Origin of the sequence: Bacillus sp. LBA3-1-1.1, assembly GCF_040676495.1 — a bacterium.
GTDB lineage: Bacteria > Bacillota > Bacilli > Bacillales > Bacillaceae_G > Bacillus_A > Bacillus_A nitratireducens.
The window spans coordinates 121,179-143,033 of the sequence record NZ_JBEGIB010000018.1 but is presented as its reverse complement, the minus strand read 5'-3'; the positions used below and the strand labels follow the sequence as shown (position 1 = coordinate 143,033).

The window sequence follows — 21,855 nt, the reverse complement described above, 5'->3', positions numbered from 1 at the left end:
GTTCTTTTCATTATGTATTCATTTAAACTTGCAATCCCCCGCTCACATTTAATACTTCCCCTGTAATATAGGAAGCGTATTCTGATGCTAAGAAGGCTGCTGCGTTCGCAATATCTTCTGGCGTTCCAATTCTACCAACTGGAATCGCGCCAATCATCTTTTCTTTTACTTTATCTGGTATCGTTTTTGTCATATCTGTATCCATAAACCCTGGACAAATGGCATTACAAGTAATACCGAAACTCCCAACCTCTTTCGCTGCTGTTTTTGTTAAGCCTACAACACCTGCTTTTGTAGCTGCATAATTTGCTTGTCCTATGTTTCCTTCTCTACTAATTGAAGATATATTAATAATACGCCCATATCCTTGTTGCCTCATATAAAGAAGTGCTGGCTGCATACAATAAAAAACGCCTGTTAAATTAACTTGTAATACTTGCTCCCAAGCAGACTTCTCCATTTTATGTAACATTGCATCTCTTGTAACCCCAGCGTTATTCACTAAAATATGTAGTGTACCAAATTTTTGAACCGCATATTCAATTAGCGACTTCGCTTCATTTTGATTGCTCACATCACATCGATATAAGCTCACTTCATATCCTTCATCCAATAACTCACGTGTCGTTTTTTGTAGCTTCTCTTCATTTACATCACTAATTAATACTTTAGCCCCTAGTTTTGCAAAAACTCGTGCGATTTCTTTTCCAATCCCCTGCGCAGCACCTGTTACAACTGCTGTTTTTCCATTTAACAAGTCCATCCCTATCCCCCATTTCTATTAGCTATACTGTATATTTCGGCTCTATGCTTTCCAAATCCTCTTTGTATAAAAAAGTCTATTTGTGTCAAACTAACTTTGCAACGCCGCATAAAACACAGGGAGATTGTGTCGAATGAAAAACAAAAATGTAAACCGAAACAAATCTGCTGATGGCATTGATGTTGAGTTCTCTCGCGAACTCGCTGACCACAATGACTTAGAAGCAAACGCACGTGCAAATGCCGCTGATGCACGTCAAAAACGCCAGTCATCAGAAAAATAAGGCACTACAACGTTCCTTATTCTTTTCAACAGGGACCTACTACCCGAAAAATAAACCGAGAGCTACTCTCGGTTTATTTTTTATATTTTTTTATATAATGTGCCAAAGCGAGCAACGGATATATATGTCCGTAACTATGATACCGAATATAAAAGCCACCCGGTAACCCTGTACCAGTAGGATATTTTTCATTCATAGTAGACTGCGCGAGCAAATATGAAATTCCTTTTCGAATAATTGGTGTTTCTTGATCATAGTAAGAAATGAGTGCATCAAGCGCCCACGCTGTTTGTGACGGTGTACTAAAGGGTAACGAAACAAATTTTTTCTCCTCACTACTTTGACATGATTCTCCCCAGCCTCCATCTGTGTGCTGTACATGTTCAAGCCATAAAGCTGCTTTTTTCACCGACGGATGAGTAGAAGGTACTCCTAATGCAAGTAGACCTGTCATCGCTGCCCATGTACCGTATATATAGCATATCCCCCATTTCCCATACCATGATCCATTCAGTTCCTGTACATCCATTAACCATTTGACTGCTTTCTTTTTTTGCTCTTCAGGCAATTCATTCGGTGCGTATGTGCCGAAAAATTCTAACACCCTACCTGTAATATCTGGTGTGGACGGATCAGTTATCATATCACTCGCATTCTCAATCGGTAAATTCGCTAATATACGGCTCGTTACCCCCCGTTCGAAAGCTCCCCAGCCTCCATCATTGTTTTGCAATCCTTTTACCCACTCCACACCTCTTTCCCACGCACTATCTACTCTGCTACTCCCTCTACTTCGTGCTAACGCTCTAAGAGCAGCTGTTGTATCGTCTACATCAGGGATTGTCGTATTCACATCTGAAAATCCCCAGCCGCCAGCCATAATTGATGGTGCATGTACGCTCCAATCCATTTTCTTAGTTTGTTGTCTTTGTAGTAAATATTCCGTTGCCTTTTGAATCATCTTATTTTCTTTCATTACATTAGCTTCTTGCAATGAATAGCTAAGTAAAGCGGTATCCCATACGGTAGAAGGAGAATTTTGCAAATGGCTTCCTCTGTCCATCTTCCATATAAAAGATTTTAATCCCATCACAGCTTTCTCAATAATTGGAGACTGAATAGAGTGCCCCAATGCAAGCAAAGCATAAATCATATAAAACGTAGCACTCGCGTAACTATATAATGTTCCATTTTCATCTATACGTTCTCCTATAAAGCGCTCCACTTCTTCGTATCCTTTATGATGTAAAGAAAGTGGATAAGCTATTACCTTTTTCACATCACCTACAAACGATTGAAACAACGGAGACCGCTCCTCCCGAAACCATTGTCCACCTTCGCCTGCAATATGATTTAAATTTGGCAATAACTTTTTTTCTACACGGAATCTCTTATTCATACAAATCATCATCGGAATTAAATGTATACGGGCTGAGCTACTTAGCTCAAATATACTGAGGGGGGAGTCATCTTGTAAAAATAAGATTGGCGTTGGAAAGTGAAAAAGCGTAGGAAATTCATATTCTCCATGAATCGCTAATAAAAATTTCGTCATAAAATGAGCACGAGAAACTCCCCCGTGTTCCTTAATAAACATTTCAGCTCGCCTCATATTCATATCTTCTTTCGAATATTTTTCCGAAGCAAGTAAAGCAGCATATGCTTGAATCGTCGCGGATAAATTCCCTCCATTTTCATCTTCGTATAATTTCCAAGTCCCTTCATTTGTTTGAAGAGACGCTAACCTTTTCACGAACGGCTCTATTTCGTCATTTCGTCCTAATAATTTGAGTAAAAAAATCATGTGACAATCCGTTAGCAATGCTCCTTCAAAACAAAATTGCCATGTTCCGTCTCGCCTTTGCATCGTTTGAAGTGCAGTCGTTCTCCGCTCTATCTCCTCACGCACTTTGTCGTATAGTAGCACATTGCTCACCCACCCTTTCTAAGTCCGTATACGATATTCGAAAACTTAGCTAAATATGTATGAAAACAAAGAAAAGCAGAACGTGTATTACACACATTCTGCTTACAAACAATACCCAACACCGACAACAATTCCTAATAGCGCACCAACAACAACTTGATACGGTGTATGTCCAACGAGCTCATTTAACTTTTTATATTCTGTTTGTCTACCATGGAAAAAATCGTTCAATATTTTCGCTTGCTTACTTACCGCAAGCCTTACTCCTGAAGCATCGTACATAACAATAATAGCAAAAATAGCGGCAACCGCAAATATTGGACTCTCCACACCTTCCACCACTCCGACACCTGTAGCGAGTGCAGTAACAGTCGAAGCATGCGAACTTGGCATTCCACCTGAAGCGAAAAACTTAGCAAAATCAAACTCGCCTGTTTTTATTAATTTAAAAACAACTTTCGTTAACTGTGCTAAAAACCAAGAAATTATAGCTGCTATAAGTGGGTCATTATGTAAAATTGTTTCCATGTTTTTCAGCTCCTCACTGACTATAATGGAATTTCTATATAATATAAGTATAAAGAAAAATGCGTAGAAAATACTACGCATTATGATACTTTTGCTGATTTATTTTTAATAAATTTCGGTTGTTTCTGTAATAGAAACTTTGTTTTCGCCATTGAAAAGACAAATAAAGCAACCCATATACAGAAAAACGCAATCATATGAGTAGATGTGAAATGTTCACCAAAAACGAACACACCTAAAATTAAACTAATAGTCGGTGCGATGTATTGTAAAAATCCTATCATATAGAGCGGAATAAGTTGTGCTCCTTTAGCAAAATAAAAGAGTGGTAATGCTGTAACAATACCCGCACCTATTAAAAGAAACGTTGATATTGCCGAAATAGAACCGAACGAACCGAAACCATGCACTCCTGTCATAAACAAATACATAAGTGCAAATGGCGTCACTAACATCGTTTCCATCGTAAGCCCGATTGTTGCGTCGTAATTTAATAATTTTTTCGTTAATCCATATAATCCAAATGAAAAAGCAAGTGAAAGAGAAACCCATGGAATTGATCCGAAACGTACCGTTAAAATAACAACACCTAATCCAGCTAAACCAACCGCAACATATTGCCAAAAATTAAGCTTCTCCTTTAAAACAACTGTACCAAGTAAAATACTTATAAGTGGATTAATATAATACCCAAGACTCGCTTCGATTACATGGTTATGATTTACTGCCCATATGTATACAAACCAGTTTCCACTAATAAGTACCGAAGCAATTATTAATGACATTAATAATTTAGGTCGTTTAAAAAGGGCCACTAACTCCCCACCAAACTGACGAAATCTCTTCGTTACTCCTAAAACTAACAACATAAAAACAAATGCCCAAACGATGCGATGCGCTAATATTTCATCTGCCGGTACTTCCTCCACCCATTTCCAATAAATCGGAAGGACTCCCCACATCGTATACGCACCCGCGGCATATATAATCCCCTGCTTTTGTTGTGCTGCTTGACTCCCCATCTTCCCTGTTCTCCTCTTCTCTTTTTTTCTTCATTATAAGGTCTCACATGCTTACTTTACCAATATTCAATCTGCATTTCTTTCGACATTCCTCTTACAAATCCCTTATATGTATAAAAATATTCCTACTGTTATAATAACGAGCACTGGAATACCGAAGACAAATTTACTTTTATGTGTCTTATGATGAAACATATACATACCAATCCAAGCTCCAACCGCTCCTCCAGCTGCAGCTGATAAAAATAACGTACTTTCTGGCGTTCTTCACTGCTTTTTCTTTGCTTTTCGCTTATCAAGCCCCATCATACTAAATGCTATAACGTTGATAATAATAAAATAAATCCATTTCATCTCTTTCTCTCCCTTAAAAAATTCGCTTTATGTTAACACGAAAATAAGGTGCGTACAAATAAAAATGGCTATAGGTAAAAAATAAATCTTTTTAACCTACAACCATCATTGTAATACCTTATACTCTATTTCTAATCTTACTATGTTTTTTCGCGTATATAAAATAGATAAAAATACCTACAATAACCCAAATTGCAAAACTGATTAAAGTAGTTTTAGAAAGATTTAATGCTAAATATAAACAACTTACTATCGCAAGTATAGGTAAGAATGGAACTAACGGAGCTCGGAACGGTCTTTCCAAATTAGGATGTGTCTTCCTTAATACAATTACAGCAATAGACACAAATATAAACGCTGTTATCGTTCCCACATTCACTAAATTCGCCAACAAATTCAAGTCCAATAAACCTGCTAATACAGCCGCAAGAATACCCGTAATCCATGTATTAAAAAATGGTGTTTGATAACGTTTATGAACACTCGAAAATCTTTTTGGTAACAAGCCATCTCGGCTCATCGAGTATGATACTCGAACAAATGCAAACATAGCAACTAACAGAACTGTTGTTAAACCAGCTATCGCTCCAACTGATAATAGACCAGCAATTCTATCCTCTCCTACAATACGCAGTGCATACGCAACTGGATCAGCTACATTCAGATCCGTAAATGGAACCATTCCAGTTAACACAAATGAAACACCAACATAAAGAATTGTACAAATGCATAAAGAGACCAGTAATCCGATTGGAACGTTACGTTGTGGGCGTTTCACTTCCTCTGCTGCTGTTGCAACTGCATCGAAACCTAAAAAGGCAAAAAATACAGTAGCAGCTCCTCCAATAACACCATGGTATCCAAAAGGAAGAAACGGCTGCCAATTCTCTGGCTTTACATATTTCGCTCCTACAATAATAAATACTAAAATAACAGCCAGTTTAATAATAACCATTATATTATTTATACGTGCGCTTTCTTTCACACCACGACTTAGTAAAAATGTAACAACTAAAATAATAATAACCGCTGGCAAGTCAATAATTCCGCCATTCCCCATCCCTGGTGCAGAAGCAATGATTGCCGGAATATGAATATTAAACCCTAGTAGCAATGATTGAAAATAGGCTGACCATCCCGCCGCCACCGCAGAAGTAGCTAATAAGTACTCTAACATGACACACCAGCCAACTATAAAAGCAAAAATCTCACCTAATGTCATATACGTATACGAATACACACTTCCTGAGACCGGGACTGTAGATGCAAATTCAGCATAACAAAAGGCTACACAAGCACATACAATTGCAGCTAACATAAAAGATAATACAATTGCTGGACCAGCATGTTTCGCCGCTACAATACCTGTTAATACGAAAATGCCTGTACCAATAATCGCTCCAATTCCTAAAAGCGTTAAATCAATTGCTCCTAAAGTTTGCTTTAACACTTTTTTCTTTTCTTCATTCATTGCTTTCTTTATTAATAAGCTCATTCGTAGAAACCTCTTTTTCAAAATTATCCCTTACTCATTACAATCTTTATTACTGTTGCTATTACACATTAATAATATTCATGATTTACTTCCACTCCCTATATAAACTCCACACATTACACACGGCATTTTGACTTAAAAAATAAAAAAAGCACAGATTTTCATCTGCGCTTTATTCTTCTGCTTCAATTTCTGTACTATTATTATCGATATGTTCCTTTTGGACTTCTTCTTGCAACTCCGCTGAAATCATTCCATAATAAATTTCTGGATATAATCCAAATATTTGATATACACTCCCTAAAAACGGCATCGGAATCCCTCTTTTCTAAAGTTGTATTGCCATTCTTAAGGATTCCCTTTTCGATCATTATACATTCGTTTTTGGTGCTTCTTCTTCATCGTGAACATGTAATACATTTTGCCATTTTTTATAAGGTGCACTATTTGGATCTACATACCCTTTCGCATACGAACGATCCCACAATTGCTTAATAAACATCTCTTTTTCTTTCTTCGCAACCATATCCGCGCCTGTTCCGTAGTAATTTTGGAAATACAACTCAATTTCATCAAGGAATAATCTTAACAACTCGTCGGATGTTTCTTCTAACGTCGGGTCATATTTTGCCTCACGATCATACATTAAAATCATATCTAAAATATTATGGACATGCTCTTTACGAAGCCATCTAATATCTTGAGCACCTAATACAAATGGATGTGTATATAAATGTCCACCTTGTATCATCGCTTTGTCTTGTTCTTCTTCAAACCTGGACAAGATGTTTTCATAAATGAACGGATTATGAAGCAACGCTCTGTGCAACTTATAACTTTCGCTTGAAATATTTTTCCCCATCGACTGGATTAAAAAGCTACGGCCGACACCGTTATATTGATACACGAATTGTCCATCCACAGCAACTAAACTAATCCAGCGGTACATATACGCGTATAGAAGAGCACGATTACATTTATCGTAATCTAACTTTGTTTGCGTTGCATTCAAGTCTGGCATAAAGGCTGGCAAGTGCCAATATTTATCTAAATGCGGCGTCAAACTAGATTTTTTACTATTTAATTTGTTCACGCGGCGATAATACGATTGAAAGTAATCACCTTTATCATTCATAAAACCATTTGAAATATGCCCAGATGAAAGCTTAGGAAAATCTTGTAGCGATAATCCGTAATGAGCACGATAACAAATCACTTCAAATGGTGAAAACGTCTCGTTTACCGTATCTTTTTCTTTGAACATTTCTTGCAATAACTCTTCTTGCAATTCTTGTTTTAAAGATGGATGTACGCCCCAATATTGTAATTCTCTGTGATGAGAAACTTTCGGAACGAACGGACTTGCTAAATGGAAGAGATCTTCAATTTTTTCACGAACGTATTCATCACGATCACGCTTCTTGAAATCTGCTTCTTTTCGCAATGCTTCAACGATATTAAGCTCTAATTTGTCACGATAGCGCACTTGAAGTTCGTCATAACAATAACTCAATATATGTTCACGATAGAAGTCTTCAACCTTTTTTGACTGAATTTCTTCGGCCTTCGCATCACGACAATATTCCCCGTACAAGCTCATATAAATTTCGGCTGATATATCTTTCGGTAATACACCTAAATTTAAATGTTGCTGCATATCTTGCCAAATCTTTTCTTGCAATTTCTCTTCAGCTAATACGTATACATTCGTTGGGTTCGTTTTCCCCTCAAATTCTTTACTTCGCTTTTGAATTTCAAACAATAAATTTTCACGTGTTTCGTGTAAGTTATCAAAAAACCTTTCCCAATATTGAATCATTTTATCAACTGCTTGGTATAGCGATTGATACACGAGTTCTAACAACATTTCTTTACGATACTCACTTAATTTGTGTACGTACTGCGTTACAATATCTTCAAATTCTTTTTTAAACAAACGCTGCTGATTATTAATCATTTTTCCAAACCAGCCTTGTTGCTGCGCGATTTCTACTCGGCGAACAGCTGTTACCGTTCCATCAATATTACTCACATTAAATTTCTTATCGTAGTTTTGAATTAAATTACGCTTTTGTTCATTATTTTCATGTAGTCGATTCATCTTCTCTACTAACTGCTTTCGAATTTCATACAGCATAAAACGCGCTGCGACGGGATGGACAGGATCCGTTTTCTTTAAAAACCATGTATTTAATTGATAAGACTGTCCTTCTGAGCCACTCGGTGTAAAGCGATCTGATTCGATCATGTCATATAAAAGGGTAGTTACATGTTCATGTACACGGCTCGGAATCGCATACGCATATAAACGAACCGCATGATCAACTCTCGCTACTTCACCTTTCATTTGTTCCATTATTTTAAGTTTCGCAGCCGATATTTTGCACTCATGCTGCAGGCGGTTTAATTCTTCATCTTTTTGCACTGTACGGTGTACATAGCTTTCAACAGCCTCTAAAAACAACTTAGACTTTGCGACACCGACCTTACCGCCCTCTGCTCCTTCACGCGTTTCATTGAACATTTGTCTATAAAAAATATGGGCCTGCTCTGGACGAGTAGCAAGATGCTCTAAATCTTCTAAATAACTTTTCCCTCGCTCTGGCTTTTCACGCTGCATACCACGTTTGACATCTTGGTCGTATCTTTGCTTCTTTTCTTGAAACAGTTGATCTAAATGAAGCCAAGATTCATCTAAACCTTGAACCGCCCATTTTAAAGCACAATATTTCAAAACGTGCTCATACGGATAAATAAGTTTTGCCGTTCCTGCTCCGCAATATCTACCTTTCCCGCTCGATTCTGCCAATTGCTGAATTTGATTATCTTCTTGTGCAAAATGATTTGCAGACATTGGACTAAATAACTGTAAATGAATTGTATTTGCCATTTGCTCCATATAATCTGATAAGTTGTGCAAATGGTGCCCATGTAAATTTTCATAATCATATAAGAAGCAATAATTGTACGGTAAATGATGCTGCTTTATCGTATGATTCGTTCTTCCATCTTCATCCACTTGATCAGGACGATATTCTAATTCAATCGTGACGCCGCCCCGTTTTGATAATTCACCGGTAGAGCCGAGTGTAATAGCATGTAATTCTTTTAACGAGGCATAGCCGTTTGCTTGCACCGTTTCAAACTCTTTCGCACTAACCGTTCTCGTCTTCACTAAAACATCTGGCATTAAAAACGCACCGCGAATTAAAATGTTGTGATGCTGCAATTTTTTCCGAAGCATTTCACGCAAATATAATGCGATTTGTAAAAACATCCCTGAACCTGTTCCGCCCGCTAGTGATGTTACTATAATGACACGCACTCCATATTCCGTTTGATCGCTTGTAACCGGAAAAATCTTCTCGATTTCTTGCCAAAAGGATGTCAGTTTATCTTCTTTCATCGCAGCACGTAACGCTAAACGGGAAATGACGCGTAACTGTCCTGCCCCTTCTGTCAGTGGTTTATCAAGTATAGTCGGGTCCATTGGAAACCACTCTGGAATCGTTGGATCTCCCGCAATATACTCTCTTGGCGTTTTACTCGAACTTGTTTGCGTCTTAAACTTTCGAATATGATCAAATTTACTCAATGTATTCACATCTGTATCAAATACGTGCATCGCTACCTTTTTTCGGCGCTCCTCAGGTAGCCTTTCATATATTTGATGTGTCACAGTACTACCGATTCCACCTAAACCAATTAATATCGTTGGAACTTGTAACGTCATGTGAACCACCTTCCTATTCTTGCTTGTTTGAAAAAGGGGGAGAAAGCTAAAATTCCCCTCTTTGCCCTATCTCCTATTCACACTCGTACCTGTAAATCTCTTTACCATATCCTCTATCAATTACTAAAAGTTCATTTGGATATAGTGTCTTATGTTCCATTCCAACCTCATCCTCTGTTATAAACATCCCATCAATTATCATTCCTACTACTTGTGACTCTTTCGCTACAAATATCGATTTCGATCCTTTCTTTGCTATAAACGTAACGGATTGCACAGTCTTTCTTTCTGCTCGGAATGGAATGCCAAAATAGTGCTTCCACCATTTATTTTTAAGTAACTCTGGTTCAGATTGATATAACCAATCTTTCGCTACCTCTTGATCCCATTCGTAATACAATAGTGCTTTCCGGTGAAATCTTGGACGGACAATCCATCCTAAAATAATAATTCCTACTACTAAAAGTAATAAAGTGATAGGAATTACAAATTTAAAAATGAGCGCATATTTCTCAAAAAACGGTGCATTTTCAATGCGAAGTACAATCTTTTCCTTTACTTCTTGTAATTTCGAATCATTAATCGTGATGGTAGCTTCTACGGTGCCTGTATCTGTAAAATTGAATGTGTCGGAGTAATAAGGTCGAGGATAAACGTAAATTTGATTATCATGTTGTTTTACTTCATAGTTGATTGATTGATTGGATGTGACACCAGTAGATTTTAATAGTTTCTTTACAGCCTCTTCTGTCATCGGTTTACCATCTAACTGCGGCTGTAAAATAAATGGTTTACTATTTTCCAAATTCGTTACCTTTTCTTCGTAACCTTTTGTAACAGTTTGAAGTGTTAATTTCGGTTTTACGGATGTATCAATTTTGAATTCTTTCGTCTGCCGATAAAATCCCTTTATGTTCATATGAACTTTTCCGCGTACTAACTCTTTGCCAACTTTTGTCTCATAATAAAACACATGTCTTTTATCATCCCACTTCATCGGATACTGCTTTCCGTCTATTTCTACTTCTGCTTCAAAATAAGAAATTTGAATTGGTAGCTCCGTAGGTTTTGCTTCAATAACAGCCGTTACTCCTTCGTACATTTTCTCAACATTTTTTCTATCTTTATCATCTTTGTCATACGTAGAAACAGTATAATTAAGCGCTGGTTCAACAAGTACTTGTAACCCTTCGTTCTCAATATCTTGATCCACTTCTATCGTATATGTTCCTGGCTTAATCACTTCCTGATTCGCTGTACTTACATGTACTATATTTCCGAATAATTTAGCTTCTCCTGGTGCATGTATGGAAAAAGAAGACTGCACTTGTAACGGTTTAGAAATTTGCATAACTTTATAATTAGACAAAGACGATGATTGTCGTACAAGCGTCATACGCTTTAATGGGAACGGCGTTGTAATTTCTATTTTTTTCCCTACTATTTTCGTTTTGACAATTGTTTCAACCGAGGAGAATGGGTCACGATTGGCAACTAATGCTGCCACTTGATTTACACTTTTTACAATGCCATCCTCACCACTAGATGGCATCGTAACACCATTTATCTCTTTCTTCCATATTTCTTTAAACGTATTTAGCTGTTCTTTTTCTTGCTGTCCTAAATCCTCTTCCATCGTGATTAAGACTGGATGTAAAGAGATCTTTTTCGAATCCATTTCTTTCTTAAACTGCGCTAACTTCTGTGTAATTTGTTCTTTTCCGCCAATCTTATCTTTCTCCAAATCATTAAATGCCCCGTCAGTTAATACAATAAGCCAAAATTCACGTTTCCCATCTATATCTGCTTCCTTTTTTATAGATTGCATCGCCGTTTCTACTGCGCTAAATGGAGTATTTAAATATGTTTTCCACGCCCCAATCCCCTCAATTTCTGTTTGCCTTTGATCCTTTGTTAATGAAATGTTTAATGGAGCATTCGGCTTGCTCATTGGAACGTAAGAAAATTTATCTTTCTCATCTAATAGCGCAACTAAACTTTGCAAGGCGTAATTGGCATACTTCCAGCGATCGTTATTTCTCATGCTGCCCGAATCATCATATACAAGTGAAACGACCCTTTCCTTTGCCTCCTCTCCTTTTGCAAAAACTGAAAAAGGTAAACATATAAATAGAAATAGCATGAACGTGGCACAAATTCGAATTTTCATGATGAGGCTTCGCCACCTTTGTAGACAAATTCCTATGTTTAAATTTATGAGAGGAAACAAGATATATGACTTGTATTTTAGGACAACAGTTCACAACGAGTACATTATGTAAATAAAAATGAACTACTCCCATATTTTATTTCGAGTTTTTTCCTTATTATATATCTGAAATAACACATAGCTTTCATACTTTTCCCGCTATAAATTCCAACACTAAAGTTTGATTTTCTTTTCAATACAAGAAATAAAGAGCACGCTATAATTAGCGCACTCTTTATTTCTTCACATATACTTCAACAATCGGATTTTCCTTCTGATCTGCATGTAAACGTATATTCTCTTCAGGCGTATTATAAATGCTAGCTACCAGCATAACTGTTAACAAATTAGGGATTTTCCCGTCACTCCCGTATTTTCGTTCAAGAGCTTCTGTATACTCAAAATCCAAATCTCCTTGCACATATGTATACACTTCAAAACCATCTTCCAAATTACAAACTACTGTGTCTATAATATCCGCTCCTACTTGTTTCTTCATTTCTCCCCGCAATGCTTCAATAAATTCTTCCCAAGGAACTTCGTACGTCTGAAATTGGTCTGTAGATTTCATTTCTCTTCCTCCTCGTTATGTATCCTGTTCGTATATTTCCCCTTTCGTATAACAATTATGATAGATAGGTCATTCGTACAAGCCGCACTTGTCCTGCTTACATATCGTATTACGGTAATGCGGAAGGAGGAAAGAACATGCATAGAAAAAGATGTTATGATACATGCCAACGTTATTTCGGTAAAGTTGTTCGAATTGAAGATCGCGATGGTCGCATTCACTTAGGCAAAATAATCGATGTAACAAACGATTCTGTTTGGATTGAACCAATGCAACAGCGCTCATCTTTTGATACAGGATTCGGATACTATAACGCATATTCAAACGGTGGATGTGATATTTGCGGCGGTCTTAGTAGATGTGATAACTGTGGATTTGGATGCGGTGGTGGATTTAGTGGCTGTGGATGCGGCGGTCGTGGTTGCGATAGTTGTGGCTGGGGTGGCGGCGGTTGTGGCTGGGGCGTTGAACTCGGATTTGGCTTTATTTTTGGAATTACTTTGGCTGCATTATTTTTCATCTAACATAGTAAAGAGTTGGCTATCTTTAGCCAACTCTCTTTCTCTATTTTTCACATATAAAAATACGATGACCTAAAATATGTTGATACATAAGCAATACTTGTTCGTGTTGCACCCACGCCTCATACAATTCTTCTGGAATAAACGGTGATACATTCCACTCTGGCTCTTCCATATGTCCTGCAACTGTTTCTGCAATAGTTCCGCCACCCGCAATTGTAATTCTTTTAAAATTTGCTACTTTAAATAAATGAATCCACTCATTTTCAGTTAATAATTCTTTCATACCGTATAACTGTCCAATCTTTTCTTCCTCTTTCTTCTCAATATGTTTTTCGGTAATCATTTCAATGACAACAAGCTTTCCGTCCTTCTGTAATACACGATAACATTCCGAAATAACCTTTTCTTTATTTGTAAACGCGAGTATAGATTCTCCAAGTACTAGTTCAAATGAATCATTTAAACATGGTAATCCTTCTACATCGCCTTGAATCAATTGTATATTTAAACCATCAAACAACCATCTATCTTTCGCTTTTTGAATCATAATTTCATTCTTTTCAACTGCGGTCACTTTATAACCCAATTCTTTTGTCATATACGCCGCTGTTTTCCCCGTGCCGCAACCTATCTCAAGAACATTTGCTCCGTGTCTAAGTGGCAATTGAGATAGCAATTGCTTCGTTAACGTAAAACCACCAGGATGAGCACTCCCTATTCCGTAATAAGCTAAAAAATCAATGTACGAGTTTCTTTTCATGGGATTCTCCCTTTTTTATTTTATATATTCCAGGAAGGAAGAAAAGTGCATAAAAAAAGGGCGCATCGCGCGCCCTCTCTCTTACTTATCTTCAGAAATATATGCCCATTTGTAGCTGTAATCTCCACCAACTGGATGGTGAATAATACCTTTTACTTTCGCTCTTTGAACAAGAGCATCACCACGTTGATATAATGGTGCAATTACAGCATCATCAAGTAACATTTTCTCAGCTTTCAGTAAGCTATCCCAACGATCTTTCGTTTTCGTTAATAGCTCGCCTTTACCTTTTTCTACAATTTCATCATATTTCGGATTTGAATATCCAGTTTGGTTATGAGGTCCATTTGTAACGAACATATCAATGAATGTCATTGGATCTAAGTAATCAGGTCCCCAACCAGCGTAAGATAAATCATAATCTAGATCTGATTCTAATTTTAATTTTTGTTTAAACGGTTGGTTTTTCAAATTCACTGTTAAGCCCGGTAAGTTCTTCTCAAGCTCTCCTTTTAAGAACTCACCTACTTTTTTCGCATTATCGCTATCGTAGTTTAATAGCTCTACAGTTACTTGCTCTTTTCCAAGTTCTTTTTTCGCTTTTTCCCAATGCTCTTTTGCTTTTTTCACATCTGTTTTTAAAATATCTCCGTTATCTTTACGGAAGTCTTTTCCATCTGGACTCTTCGCAAATTCTTTTGGTACTAAGTAATCTGCAGGTGTAGATCCGTCATTTAAAATTACATTCGTTAAGCCTTTTTTATCATATGCCATTGCAATCGCTAGACGTAAATCTTTACTCTTTAACACTGTATCTTGATTACCACGTTTTTGGTTTAATCGTAAGAAGAACGTTGACGGTGTTTTTTGTGTAAAGAAATCTGGATTTGATTTATATTTATCAACCATTTCAGATGCAAGTGCTGCACGATCGATTTGTCCACTTTCATATAAGTTTACACGTGTACCGCTATCTTTTACTACGTTAAAGTTGATTTCTTCTAACTTAACTGTTTTATTATCCCAGTATTGTGCATTTTTCTTTAACTTCCAACCTTCTTCATGTTTCCAGTCTGTTAATGTAAATGGTCCGTTGTATAACGTTGTATCTGATTCTAAACCGTATTTTTCTCCTTTTTCTTTTACGAATTTTTCATTTAACGGATAGAATGTCCCGAATGAAGTTAATTCTACAAAGTAAGGAACTGGATTTTCTAATTCTACTTCTAATGTGTAGTCATCTACAGCTTTTACACCTAACGTATCAAGTGGTGCTTTCCCATCATTAATTGCTTTTGCGTTCTTTAAATCAAACATAATGTATGCATATTCAGCTGCTGTATTTTTATCTACCGCACGTTTCCAAGCAAACACGAAATCTTTCGCTGTTACAGGGTCTCCATTTGACCATTTCGCATTTTTATTTAATGTGAATGTATATTTTTTACCATCATCACTCTTTTTATATGATTCAGCAACCCCTGGTGCTGCTTTATTATCTTTATCAAGTCGATATAAACCTTCCATTACGTTGTTTAAAGCAAGAAACGATACTTGGTCTGTTGCTTTTGAAGAATCCATAGATGGAATCTCTTGGCTCTCCGTTAAATTAAGTACTTGCTTTGCAGCTAATTTTCCGCCTTCTTTTTCGCCACTTTTCGGCGTTGTGCTTGCCTTATCTTTATCCCCTGATCCCGAGCAAGCTGTTAATGCCATACTCATTACTAGAACTGGTGCTACAACCGCTGTTAATTTTGTCATCTTTTTTCTCTTCATTTTTTTGTACCCTCCCCAATTATATGTACGATATTAACATTTAGAGATTCCCTATTAACTTTCGTTATCAGAAAATTCTTATTAATTAATATTCTACTATTTTTTTGAGTTTTGTAAAGTAGTTTTGTAAATTTTCTAAATATTTATTTTTTTATGATAGTAACTTGTTATTTTACTATTACTACTATATGAATTATCCCCCATCTACTATATGTAAACATACCTCCTCTTATTCTTCTCTATCGCTAAGTTCTATATTTTTCTTATAAAAATGATATCACTAGCTGTCTTATTGAATCCCTTCTACTATTCCTACAGTCAAACTTTAAAAGTGGCCTCAAAATTCCCATGTGCCTTATTCTCCTATTCATAAAAAAAAGCATTTCAAAAGCATATTAGCCACTTTTGAAATGCTTTCATATTATTTCTTGCCGCCATCCTCAGTTACATACGCCCACTTAAAGCTATATTCTGGACTAATGTTGTGTTTCACAATTCCTTTGACATTCGGTTTCATTACATATGATCTTCCTGTTTGATATAAAGGAACTAATCCAGCGTCTTCTTCAAGGAATAATTTTTCTGCTTTTCCTAACGCTTCCCAACGTTTCTTCGGATCAGACAGTAATTCATTACCTGCTTTTTGTACCATTTCATCGTATTTCGGGTTTGAATAACTCATTTGGTTATATGGGCTCTTCGATTCAAACATATCAATAAATGTCATTGGATCCGCATAATCTGGACTCCAACCTGCATAAGAAATTTCATAATCTTGTGCAGTCTCTAATTTTAATTTTTGTTTGAATGGTTGAATTTTCGTGTTAATTGTTACACCTTTTAAATTCTTCTCAATTTGATCTTTTACATAATCAGCAATCTTTTTCGCAGTTCCATCATCATAGCTTAGTAATTCGATTGTAACTTGATCTTTTCCAAGTTCTTTTTTCGCTTCTTCCCAAGCAGCTGCGCCTTTTTTCAGATCATATTTCAGACCATTTTTAAATGTATCTTGATAATCTTTTCCATCCGGTCCTGCCGCAAGCCCTTTTGGAACCAATTGATCTGTTGCTTTTGATCCATTATTTAAAATAACGTTTGCTAAACCTTTTTTATCAACTGATAACGCAATTGCTTCACGAAGCTTTTTGCTCTTTAACGGCGTATCTTGTCCGTTACGCTTTTGATTTAAACGTAAGAAGAATGTACTTGATTCTGCATACTCACCATACTCATCTTTATTCGATTTATATTTATCTACAAATTCACCTGATAGTAATGTAAAGTCAATCGATCCAGTATCATATAAATTTACTTTTGTAGCCACTTCTTTTACAACGCTGTAATTAATTTCTTCTAATTTCACAGTCTTATTATCCCAATACTTATCATTTTTCTTCAATTGCCAGCCTTGTTCATGTTTCCATGAAGACATTACGAACGGCCCGTTATACAACGTTGTATCCGCTTCCAATCCGAACTTCTCTCCTTTTTCTTTTACGAATTTTTCATTTAAAGGATAGTATGACGGGAATGCTAATAAATTTAAGAAGTACGGTACCGGCTTTTCTAATTCTACTTCTAGCGTGTAATCATCTACTGCCTTCGCTCCTAATTCAGTTACAGGTTTTTCTCCTTTATTAATCGCTTCTGCATTTTTAATATAGTAAGCAATAAATGCATATTCTGCAGCTGTGTTTTTATCAAGTAAGCGCTGCCATCCGAACACGAAATCTTTTGCTGTTACAGGATCTCCATTGGACCATTTCGCATCTTTACGCAGTTTAAACGTATATTTTTTGCCATCTTCGCTTTTCGTACTAGATTCTGCAGCAGCCGGAATAGGCTTATTATCTTTATTAAGACGGTATAACCCTTCCATCGTGTTCCCTAAAATTTGTGCCCCTAATGTATCAGTAGATTTAGAAGTGTCCATCGTTGGAATTTCTTGGTTTTCCGTACGATTTAATACTTGCTTCGCTGCATATTTAATATCAGATTTTTTTTCTTCCCCACTATTAGATGTAGTAGTCGTTTTCTTTTCCCCACCTGACCCAGAGCATGCTGTCAATGCAACACTCATCGCTAAAACTGGCACTACAACCGCTGTTAACTTTTTCATCTTTTTTCTCTTCATTTTTATACCCTCCCTAATTATATGTACATTACCAACCCTTGAGAGACCCCTTGTTAATGTTTTACTTTTCAGAAAATTATAACTAATGTTATTCTACTCTTTTTTTCACGTTTGTAAATAGTTTTGTTTTAAATATTCTGATTTTTATCTTCATAAATTAGTATGATTTATCCCCCATCTACTATATGTACGTACTATACGCCTTATTCTTCTCTATTTAACTGAACTAAAAAAAGCATTTCAAAGTAGCTAAGCTACTTTAAAATGCTTTTTTAACTCTATTATTTTTCAGTCACGTATGCCCACTTAAAGCTAAATTCTGGACTGATATTATGTTTTACTACACCTTTTACATTTGGTTGTAAAACATAAGAATCTCCACGTTGATATAAAGGTACAATCGCTACATCTTCTTCAAGTAATGTTTTTTCAGCTTTTCCTAACTCTTCCCAACGTTTTTTCGCATCACCCATTAATTCAGTACCAGCTTTCTTCACCATTTCATCATATTTAGGATCAGAGAAGCTCATTTGGTTATGAGAATGCTTAGACTCAAACATATCTAAGAATGTCATTGGATCTGCATAATCCGGATTCCAACCACCGTATGAAATATCATATTGTTGCTCAGATTCTAATTTTAGTTTTTGCTTAAATGGTTGAAGTTTAATGTTAACTGTTACACCTTTTAAGTTTTTCTCGATTTGATCTTTTACATATTCTCCAACTTTTTTCGCATTACCAGTATCATAGTTTAAGAATTCAATTGTAACTTGATCTTTGCCAAGCTCTTTTTTCGCTTCTTCCCAAGCTGCTGCAGCCTTTTTAGCATCTGGTTTCAAACCATTTTTAAACGTTTCTTGGAAGTCTTTACCGTCTGGTCCAGTCGCTAATCCTTTTGGTACTAAGAAATCAGATTCTTTTGATCCATCATTTAAAATTACATTTGCTAAATTCTTTTTATCAATTGATAGCGCAATTGCTTCACGCAATTTTTTGCTCTTTAATGGTGTGTCTTGTCCAGCACGTTTTTGGTTCATACGAATGAAGTACGTACTTACTTGTGAATATGTGCCAAATTCATCTTTCTTACTTCTATATTTATCAACGAACTCTCCATTTAATAAAGCGAAATCAACTTGTCCGCTATCATATAAATTGATAAGAGTTGCTGGCTCTTTAACAACACTGAAGTTAACTTCTTCAAGTTTTACAGTCTTTTTATCCCAATATTGATCATTTTTCTTTAATTGCCATCCTTGTTCATGCTTCCAATCTTTAAGAACGAACGGTCCGTTATAAACTGTTGTATCAGACTCTATACCGAACTTCTCCCCTTTTTCTTTTACGAATTTTTCATTTAATGGGTAGTACGATGGGAATGCTACTAAGTTTAAGAAGTACGGTACTGCTTGCTCTAATTCAACTTCAAGCGTAAGATCATCTACCGCTTTCACTCCTAATTCAGCTACAGGTTTTTCTCCTTTATTAACCACTTCTGCATTTTTAATTGGGAATGCAATAAATGCGTACTCAGCAGCTGTTTTTGGATCTAATAGACGTTGCCAAGCATATACGAAATCTTTCGCCGTTACTGGATCACCATTTGACCATTTTGCATCTTTACGCAGTTTAAATGTATATTTTTTACCATCTTCACTTTTCGTGCTAGATTCTGCTGCAGCTGGAATAGGCTTATTATCTTTATCAAGACGATATAATCCTTCCATCGTATTCCCTAGCATTTGTGAAGATACTGTATCTGTTGATTTAGAAGAATCCATCGTTGGAATCTCTTGGTTTACTGTTCGATTCAATACTTGTTTTGCCGCTAATTTTTCCCCTGACTTGCTATCTCCACTTGAGTTTGTACTTGTCTTTTTATCTCCGCCTGATGTAGAACATGCTGTTAGTGCCATGCTCATTGCTAAAACCGGTACTACAACTGCTGTTAGTTTTTTCATTTTTTTCTTTTTCATTTTTGTACCCTCCCTAATTCTAAACGATATCTAATCAAGAATTTTCTGATAATTCTGTTTTTCTCTATATATTTATCAGGCGATTCTTACTACTTCTTATTCTACTAATTTTTTAAAATTTGTAAAGTATTATTATTAAAAATTTTTAAAAAATTATTTTCTTACAGTAATATTCATAAAAATTCCATATAATGTTCAAACTCTATTTCTCATTCATATAAATGTACCATTTTAATAGTCTTTACTATATTTACACATTAAATCTCTGTGAATTATTGTTAATAAATAATGTATATTTTTAGAAACTCTTTTCCTACAAAAATAAAAAAAGTCAGCAAAGCTGACTTTTTTATCCGGCCATTTTCTCTTTTTTCATTTCATCTAACACTCTCGTATACTTCTCATCATTGAATTCATTTTCGCTTTTTGCAACAACTACAGTTGCAACACCGTTACCAATTAAATTAACGATTGCTCTTGCTTCTGACATGAAACGATCAACACCCAGTAAAAGTGCTAACCCTTCTAACGGGATAACATTCAGTGCAGATAAAGTAGATGCTAATACGATAAATCCTCCACCTGTTACTGCTGCTGCTCCTTTCGATGTAACTAGTAAAATAGCTATTATAGTTAATTGTTGACCTAGTGAAAGATCAATGTGAAAAACTTGCGCTAAGAATATGGTTGCCATTGATAAATATATTGTCGTTCCATCTAAATTAAATGAGTAGCCCGTCGGAATAACTAAGCCTACTACTGGCTTTGAACACCCGAAGTCTTCCATCTTTGTCATCATTCGCGGTAGTACAGATTCGGATGATGATGTCCCTAAAACAATGAGTAATTCCTCTTTAATATGTACTAAATATTTCCACAAACTAAATTTATACAGTTTACAAATAAAATTTAAAACGATAAAAACAAATAATGCCATTGTCGCATATACGCAAATCATTAATTTACCAAGCGGTATTAATGTGCTTAAACCGTATTTCCCAATTGTAAACGCCATTCCACCAAACGCCCCAATTGGTGCCAATTTCATAACAATTGATAATATGTTAAAGAACACTTTCGACAACCTATCAAAAAAGTCGATAAGAGGTTGTCCATTTTTCCCAAGCATCGTTAAACCTGCGCCAAATAAAATGGAGAAGAATAATACTTGTAATATATCACCTTTTGCAAATGCCTCAAACATATTAGAAGGCACTATATGTAAAAAGAAGTCCATCCATTGCATTTCTTGCCCGCTTTGTACATATTGTGAAACATCTCCGCCCTTTAACTTTGAAGGATCTAATCCATCTCCAGGACGTACGACATTCGCTACGATAATACCAATGACAAGAGCAAAAGTTGTAACAATCTCAAAATATAATAACGCTTTCCCACCAACGCGTCCTACCTTTTTCATACTTCCCATACTTGCAATACCAAGCACAATTGTTAAAAAGATAATTGGTGCAATGACCATTTTTATCATATTAATGAACGTCTCACCAATTGGCTTCATTTGTTGTCCAACACTAGGCCAAATCGCTCCTACTGCAATACCACAAATAATTGCCACAATAACTTGGAATGTTAAATTCTTTACAATTTTCATTTTCAATACTCCCCTGTTTCTTTCATTTCTCCCATACTATTTCTATCGATGACAATCATTTATTTTATGTGATAGCCCCCTTGTTATTTAACTTGAACCCCCGTTATTATGTTACACTATTACGAGAAATTTTTAAATAGTATATAACAACTAAATATAAACGATATACTATTTAACGAAAA

At 36.0% G+C, this 21,855-nt stretch carries 16 protein-coding genes and 1 pseudogene; 2 read left to right on the top strand and 15 right to left on the bottom strand.

Going from position 1 to position 21,855, the window contains the following annotated elements:
* Positions 1 to 22 precede the first annotated feature (22 nt).
* A complete protein-coding gene (fabG, locus tag MRBLBA3_RS15545; RefSeq protein WP_000365010.1) occupies positions 23 to 763 on the bottom strand; it encodes a 3-oxoacyl-ACP reductase FabG in 741 nt (246 codons plus the stop codon).
* 133 nt (positions 764 to 896) lie between these two features.
* Here fabG and MRBLBA3_RS15540 point away from each other — a divergent pair, with 133 nt between their 5' ends.
* Positions 897 to 1,046: a YfhD family protein gene (locus tag MRBLBA3_RS15540; protein ID WP_000792006.1), complete on the top strand. Its 150-nt coding sequence runs from the start codon at positions 897 to 899 to the stop codon at positions 1,044 to 1,046.
* A 73-nt stretch (positions 1,047 to 1,119) separates the two neighbouring features.
* Here MRBLBA3_RS15540 and MRBLBA3_RS15535 read toward each other — a convergent pair whose 3' ends face one another.
* The 9 genes and pseudogenes from MRBLBA3_RS15535 to MRBLBA3_RS15495 form a co-directional block, all read right to left on the bottom strand.
* Positions 1,120 to 2,973, bottom strand: coding sequence for a prenyltransferase/squalene oxidase repeat-containing protein (locus tag MRBLBA3_RS15535; RefSeq protein ID WP_363382048.1), 1,854 nt, complete (start codon positions 2,971 to 2,973; stop codon positions 1,120 to 1,122).
* A 102-nt stretch (positions 2,974 to 3,075) separates the two neighbouring features.
* Entirely contained in the window at positions 3,076 to 3,501 is a 426-nt protein-coding gene (locus MRBLBA3_RS15530) for a divergent PAP2 family protein (RefSeq protein WP_000447809.1), read from the bottom strand.
* 80 nt (positions 3,502 to 3,581) lie between these two features.
* A complete protein-coding gene (gene rarD / locus MRBLBA3_RS15525; protein ID WP_363382045.1) occupies positions 3,582 to 4,523 on the bottom strand; it encodes an EamA family transporter RarD in 942 nt (313 codons plus the stop codon).
* 105 nt (positions 4,524 to 4,628) lie between these two features.
* Positions 4,629 to 4,877 (bottom strand): annotated as a pseudogene (locus MRBLBA3_RS15520) (DUF1294 domain-containing protein).
* 118 nt (positions 4,878 to 4,995) lie between these two features.
* Positions 4,996 to 6,372, bottom strand: a complete 1,377-nt coding sequence (locus MRBLBA3_RS15515) for an APC family permease (protein WP_000054726.1) — start codon at positions 6,370 to 6,372, stop codon at positions 4,996 to 4,998.
* 172 nt (positions 6,373 to 6,544) lie between these two features.
* Positions 6,545 to 6,685, bottom strand: a complete 141-nt coding sequence (locus tag MRBLBA3_RS15510) for a hypothetical protein (RefSeq protein WP_001116183.1) — start codon at positions 6,683 to 6,685, stop codon at positions 6,545 to 6,547.
* A gap of 57 nt (positions 6,686 to 6,742) precedes the next feature.
* On the bottom strand, positions 6,743 to 10,105 hold the full coding sequence (locus MRBLBA3_RS15505) for a tubulin-like doman-containing protein (protein WP_090813942.1): 3,363 nt from the start codon (positions 10,103 to 10,105) through the stop codon (positions 6,743 to 6,745).
* A 73-nt stretch (positions 10,106 to 10,178) separates the two neighbouring features.
* A complete protein-coding gene (locus MRBLBA3_RS15500; protein WP_363382040.1) occupies positions 10,179 to 12,275 on the bottom strand; it encodes a vWA domain-containing protein in 2,097 nt (698 codons plus the stop codon).
* A gap of 274 nt (positions 12,276 to 12,549) precedes the next feature.
* Positions 12,550 to 12,885: a hypothetical protein gene (locus tag MRBLBA3_RS15495; RefSeq protein ID WP_000842908.1), complete on the bottom strand. Its 336-nt coding sequence runs from the start codon at positions 12,883 to 12,885 to the stop codon at positions 12,550 to 12,552.
* Between the two features lie 137 nt (positions 12,886 to 13,022).
* Here MRBLBA3_RS15495 and MRBLBA3_RS15490 point away from each other — a divergent pair, with 137 nt between their 5' ends.
* On the top strand, positions 13,023 to 13,409 hold the full coding sequence (locus MRBLBA3_RS15490) for a hypothetical protein (RefSeq protein ID WP_363382037.1): 387 nt from the start codon (positions 13,023 to 13,025) through the stop codon (positions 13,407 to 13,409).
* A gap of 40 nt (positions 13,410 to 13,449) precedes the next feature.
* Here MRBLBA3_RS15490 and MRBLBA3_RS15485 read toward each other — a convergent pair whose 3' ends face one another.
* The 5 genes from MRBLBA3_RS15485 to MRBLBA3_RS15465 all read right to left on the bottom strand — a co-directional run bounded on the left by MRBLBA3_RS15485 (position 13,450) and on the right by MRBLBA3_RS15465 (position 21,673).
* A complete protein-coding gene (locus MRBLBA3_RS15485; RefSeq protein WP_363382034.1) occupies positions 13,450 to 14,169 on the bottom strand; it encodes a class I SAM-dependent methyltransferase in 720 nt (239 codons plus the stop codon).
* A gap of 81 nt (positions 14,170 to 14,250) precedes the next feature.
* Complete coding sequence (locus MRBLBA3_RS15480) at positions 14,251 to 15,945, bottom strand: peptide ABC transporter substrate-binding protein (protein WP_212087619.1); 1,695 nt, start codon at positions 15,943 to 15,945, stop codon at positions 14,251 to 14,253.
* Positions 15,946 to 16,366: 421 nt separating this feature from the next.
* Positions 16,367 to 18,082, bottom strand: coding sequence for a peptide ABC transporter substrate-binding protein (locus tag MRBLBA3_RS15475; protein WP_363382031.1), 1,716 nt, complete (start codon positions 18,080 to 18,082; stop codon positions 16,367 to 16,369).
* Between the two features lie 281 nt (positions 18,083 to 18,363).
* Positions 18,364 to 20,061, bottom strand: a complete 1,698-nt coding sequence (locus tag MRBLBA3_RS15470; protein ID WP_363382028.1) for a peptide ABC transporter substrate-binding protein — start codon at positions 20,059 to 20,061, stop codon at positions 18,364 to 18,366.
* 349 nt (positions 20,062 to 20,410) lie between these two features.
* Positions 20,411 to 21,673, bottom strand: coding sequence for a dicarboxylate/amino acid:cation symporter (locus MRBLBA3_RS15465; RefSeq protein WP_363382025.1), 1,263 nt, complete (start codon positions 21,671 to 21,673; stop codon positions 20,411 to 20,413).
* Positions 21,674 to 21,855 lie beyond the last annotated feature (182 nt).

Bases quoted from the DNA above. Each gene is read 5' to 3' on its own strand.
- MRBLBA3_RS15530 (WP_000447809.1), bottom strand. From the start codon at position 3,501: ATGGAAACAATTTTACATAATGACCCACTTATAGCAGCTATAATTTCT.
- MRBLBA3_RS15470 (WP_363382028.1), bottom strand. From the start codon at position 20,061: ATGAAAAAGAAAAAAATGAAAAAACTAACAGCAGTTGTAGTACCGGTT.
- MRBLBA3_RS15495 (WP_000842908.1), bottom strand. From the start codon at position 12,885: ATGAAATCTACAGACCAATTTCAGACGTACGAAGTTCCTTGGGAAGAA.
- MRBLBA3_RS15485 (WP_363382034.1), bottom strand. From the start codon at position 14,169: ATGAAAAGAAACTCGTACATTGATTTTTTAGCTTATTACGGAATAGGG.
- MRBLBA3_RS15500 (WP_363382040.1), bottom strand. From the start codon at position 12,275: ATGAAAATTCGAATTTGTGCCACGTTCATGCTATTTCTATTTATATGT.
- MRBLBA3_RS15490 (WP_363382037.1), top strand. From the start codon at position 13,023: ATGCATAGAAAAAGATGTTATGATACATGCCAACGTTATTTCGGTAAA.
- rarD (WP_363382045.1), bottom strand. From the start codon at position 4,523: ATGGGGAGTCAAGCAGCACAACAAAAGCAGGGGATTATATATGCCGCG.
- MRBLBA3_RS15505 (WP_090813942.1), bottom strand. From the start codon at position 10,105: ATGACGTTACAAGTTCCAACGATATTAATTGGTTTAGGTGGAATCGGT.
- MRBLBA3_RS15475 (WP_363382031.1), bottom strand. From the start codon at position 18,082: ATGAAGAGAAAAAAGATGAAAAAGTTAACAGCGGTTGTAGTGCCAGTT.
- MRBLBA3_RS15540 (WP_000792006.1), top strand. From the start codon at position 897: ATGAAAAACAAAAATGTAAACCGAAACAAATCTGCTGATGGCATTGAT.
- fabG (WP_000365010.1), bottom strand. From the start codon at position 763: ATGGACTTGTTAAATGGAAAAACAGCAGTTGTAACAGGTGCTGCGCAG.
- MRBLBA3_RS15465 (WP_363382025.1), bottom strand. From the start codon at position 21,673: ATGAAAATTGTAAAGAATTTAACATTCCAAGTTATTGTGGCAATTATT.
- MRBLBA3_RS15480 (WP_212087619.1), bottom strand. From the start codon at position 15,945: ATGAAGAGAAAAAAGATGACAAAATTAACAGCGGTTGTAGCACCAGTT.
- MRBLBA3_RS15510 (WP_001116183.1), bottom strand. From the start codon at position 6,685: ATGCCGTTTTTAGGGAGTGTATATCAAATATTTGGATTATATCCAGAA.
- MRBLBA3_RS15515 (WP_000054726.1), bottom strand. From the start codon at position 6,372: ATGAGCTTATTAATAAAGAAAGCAATGAATGAAGAAAAGAAAAAAGTG.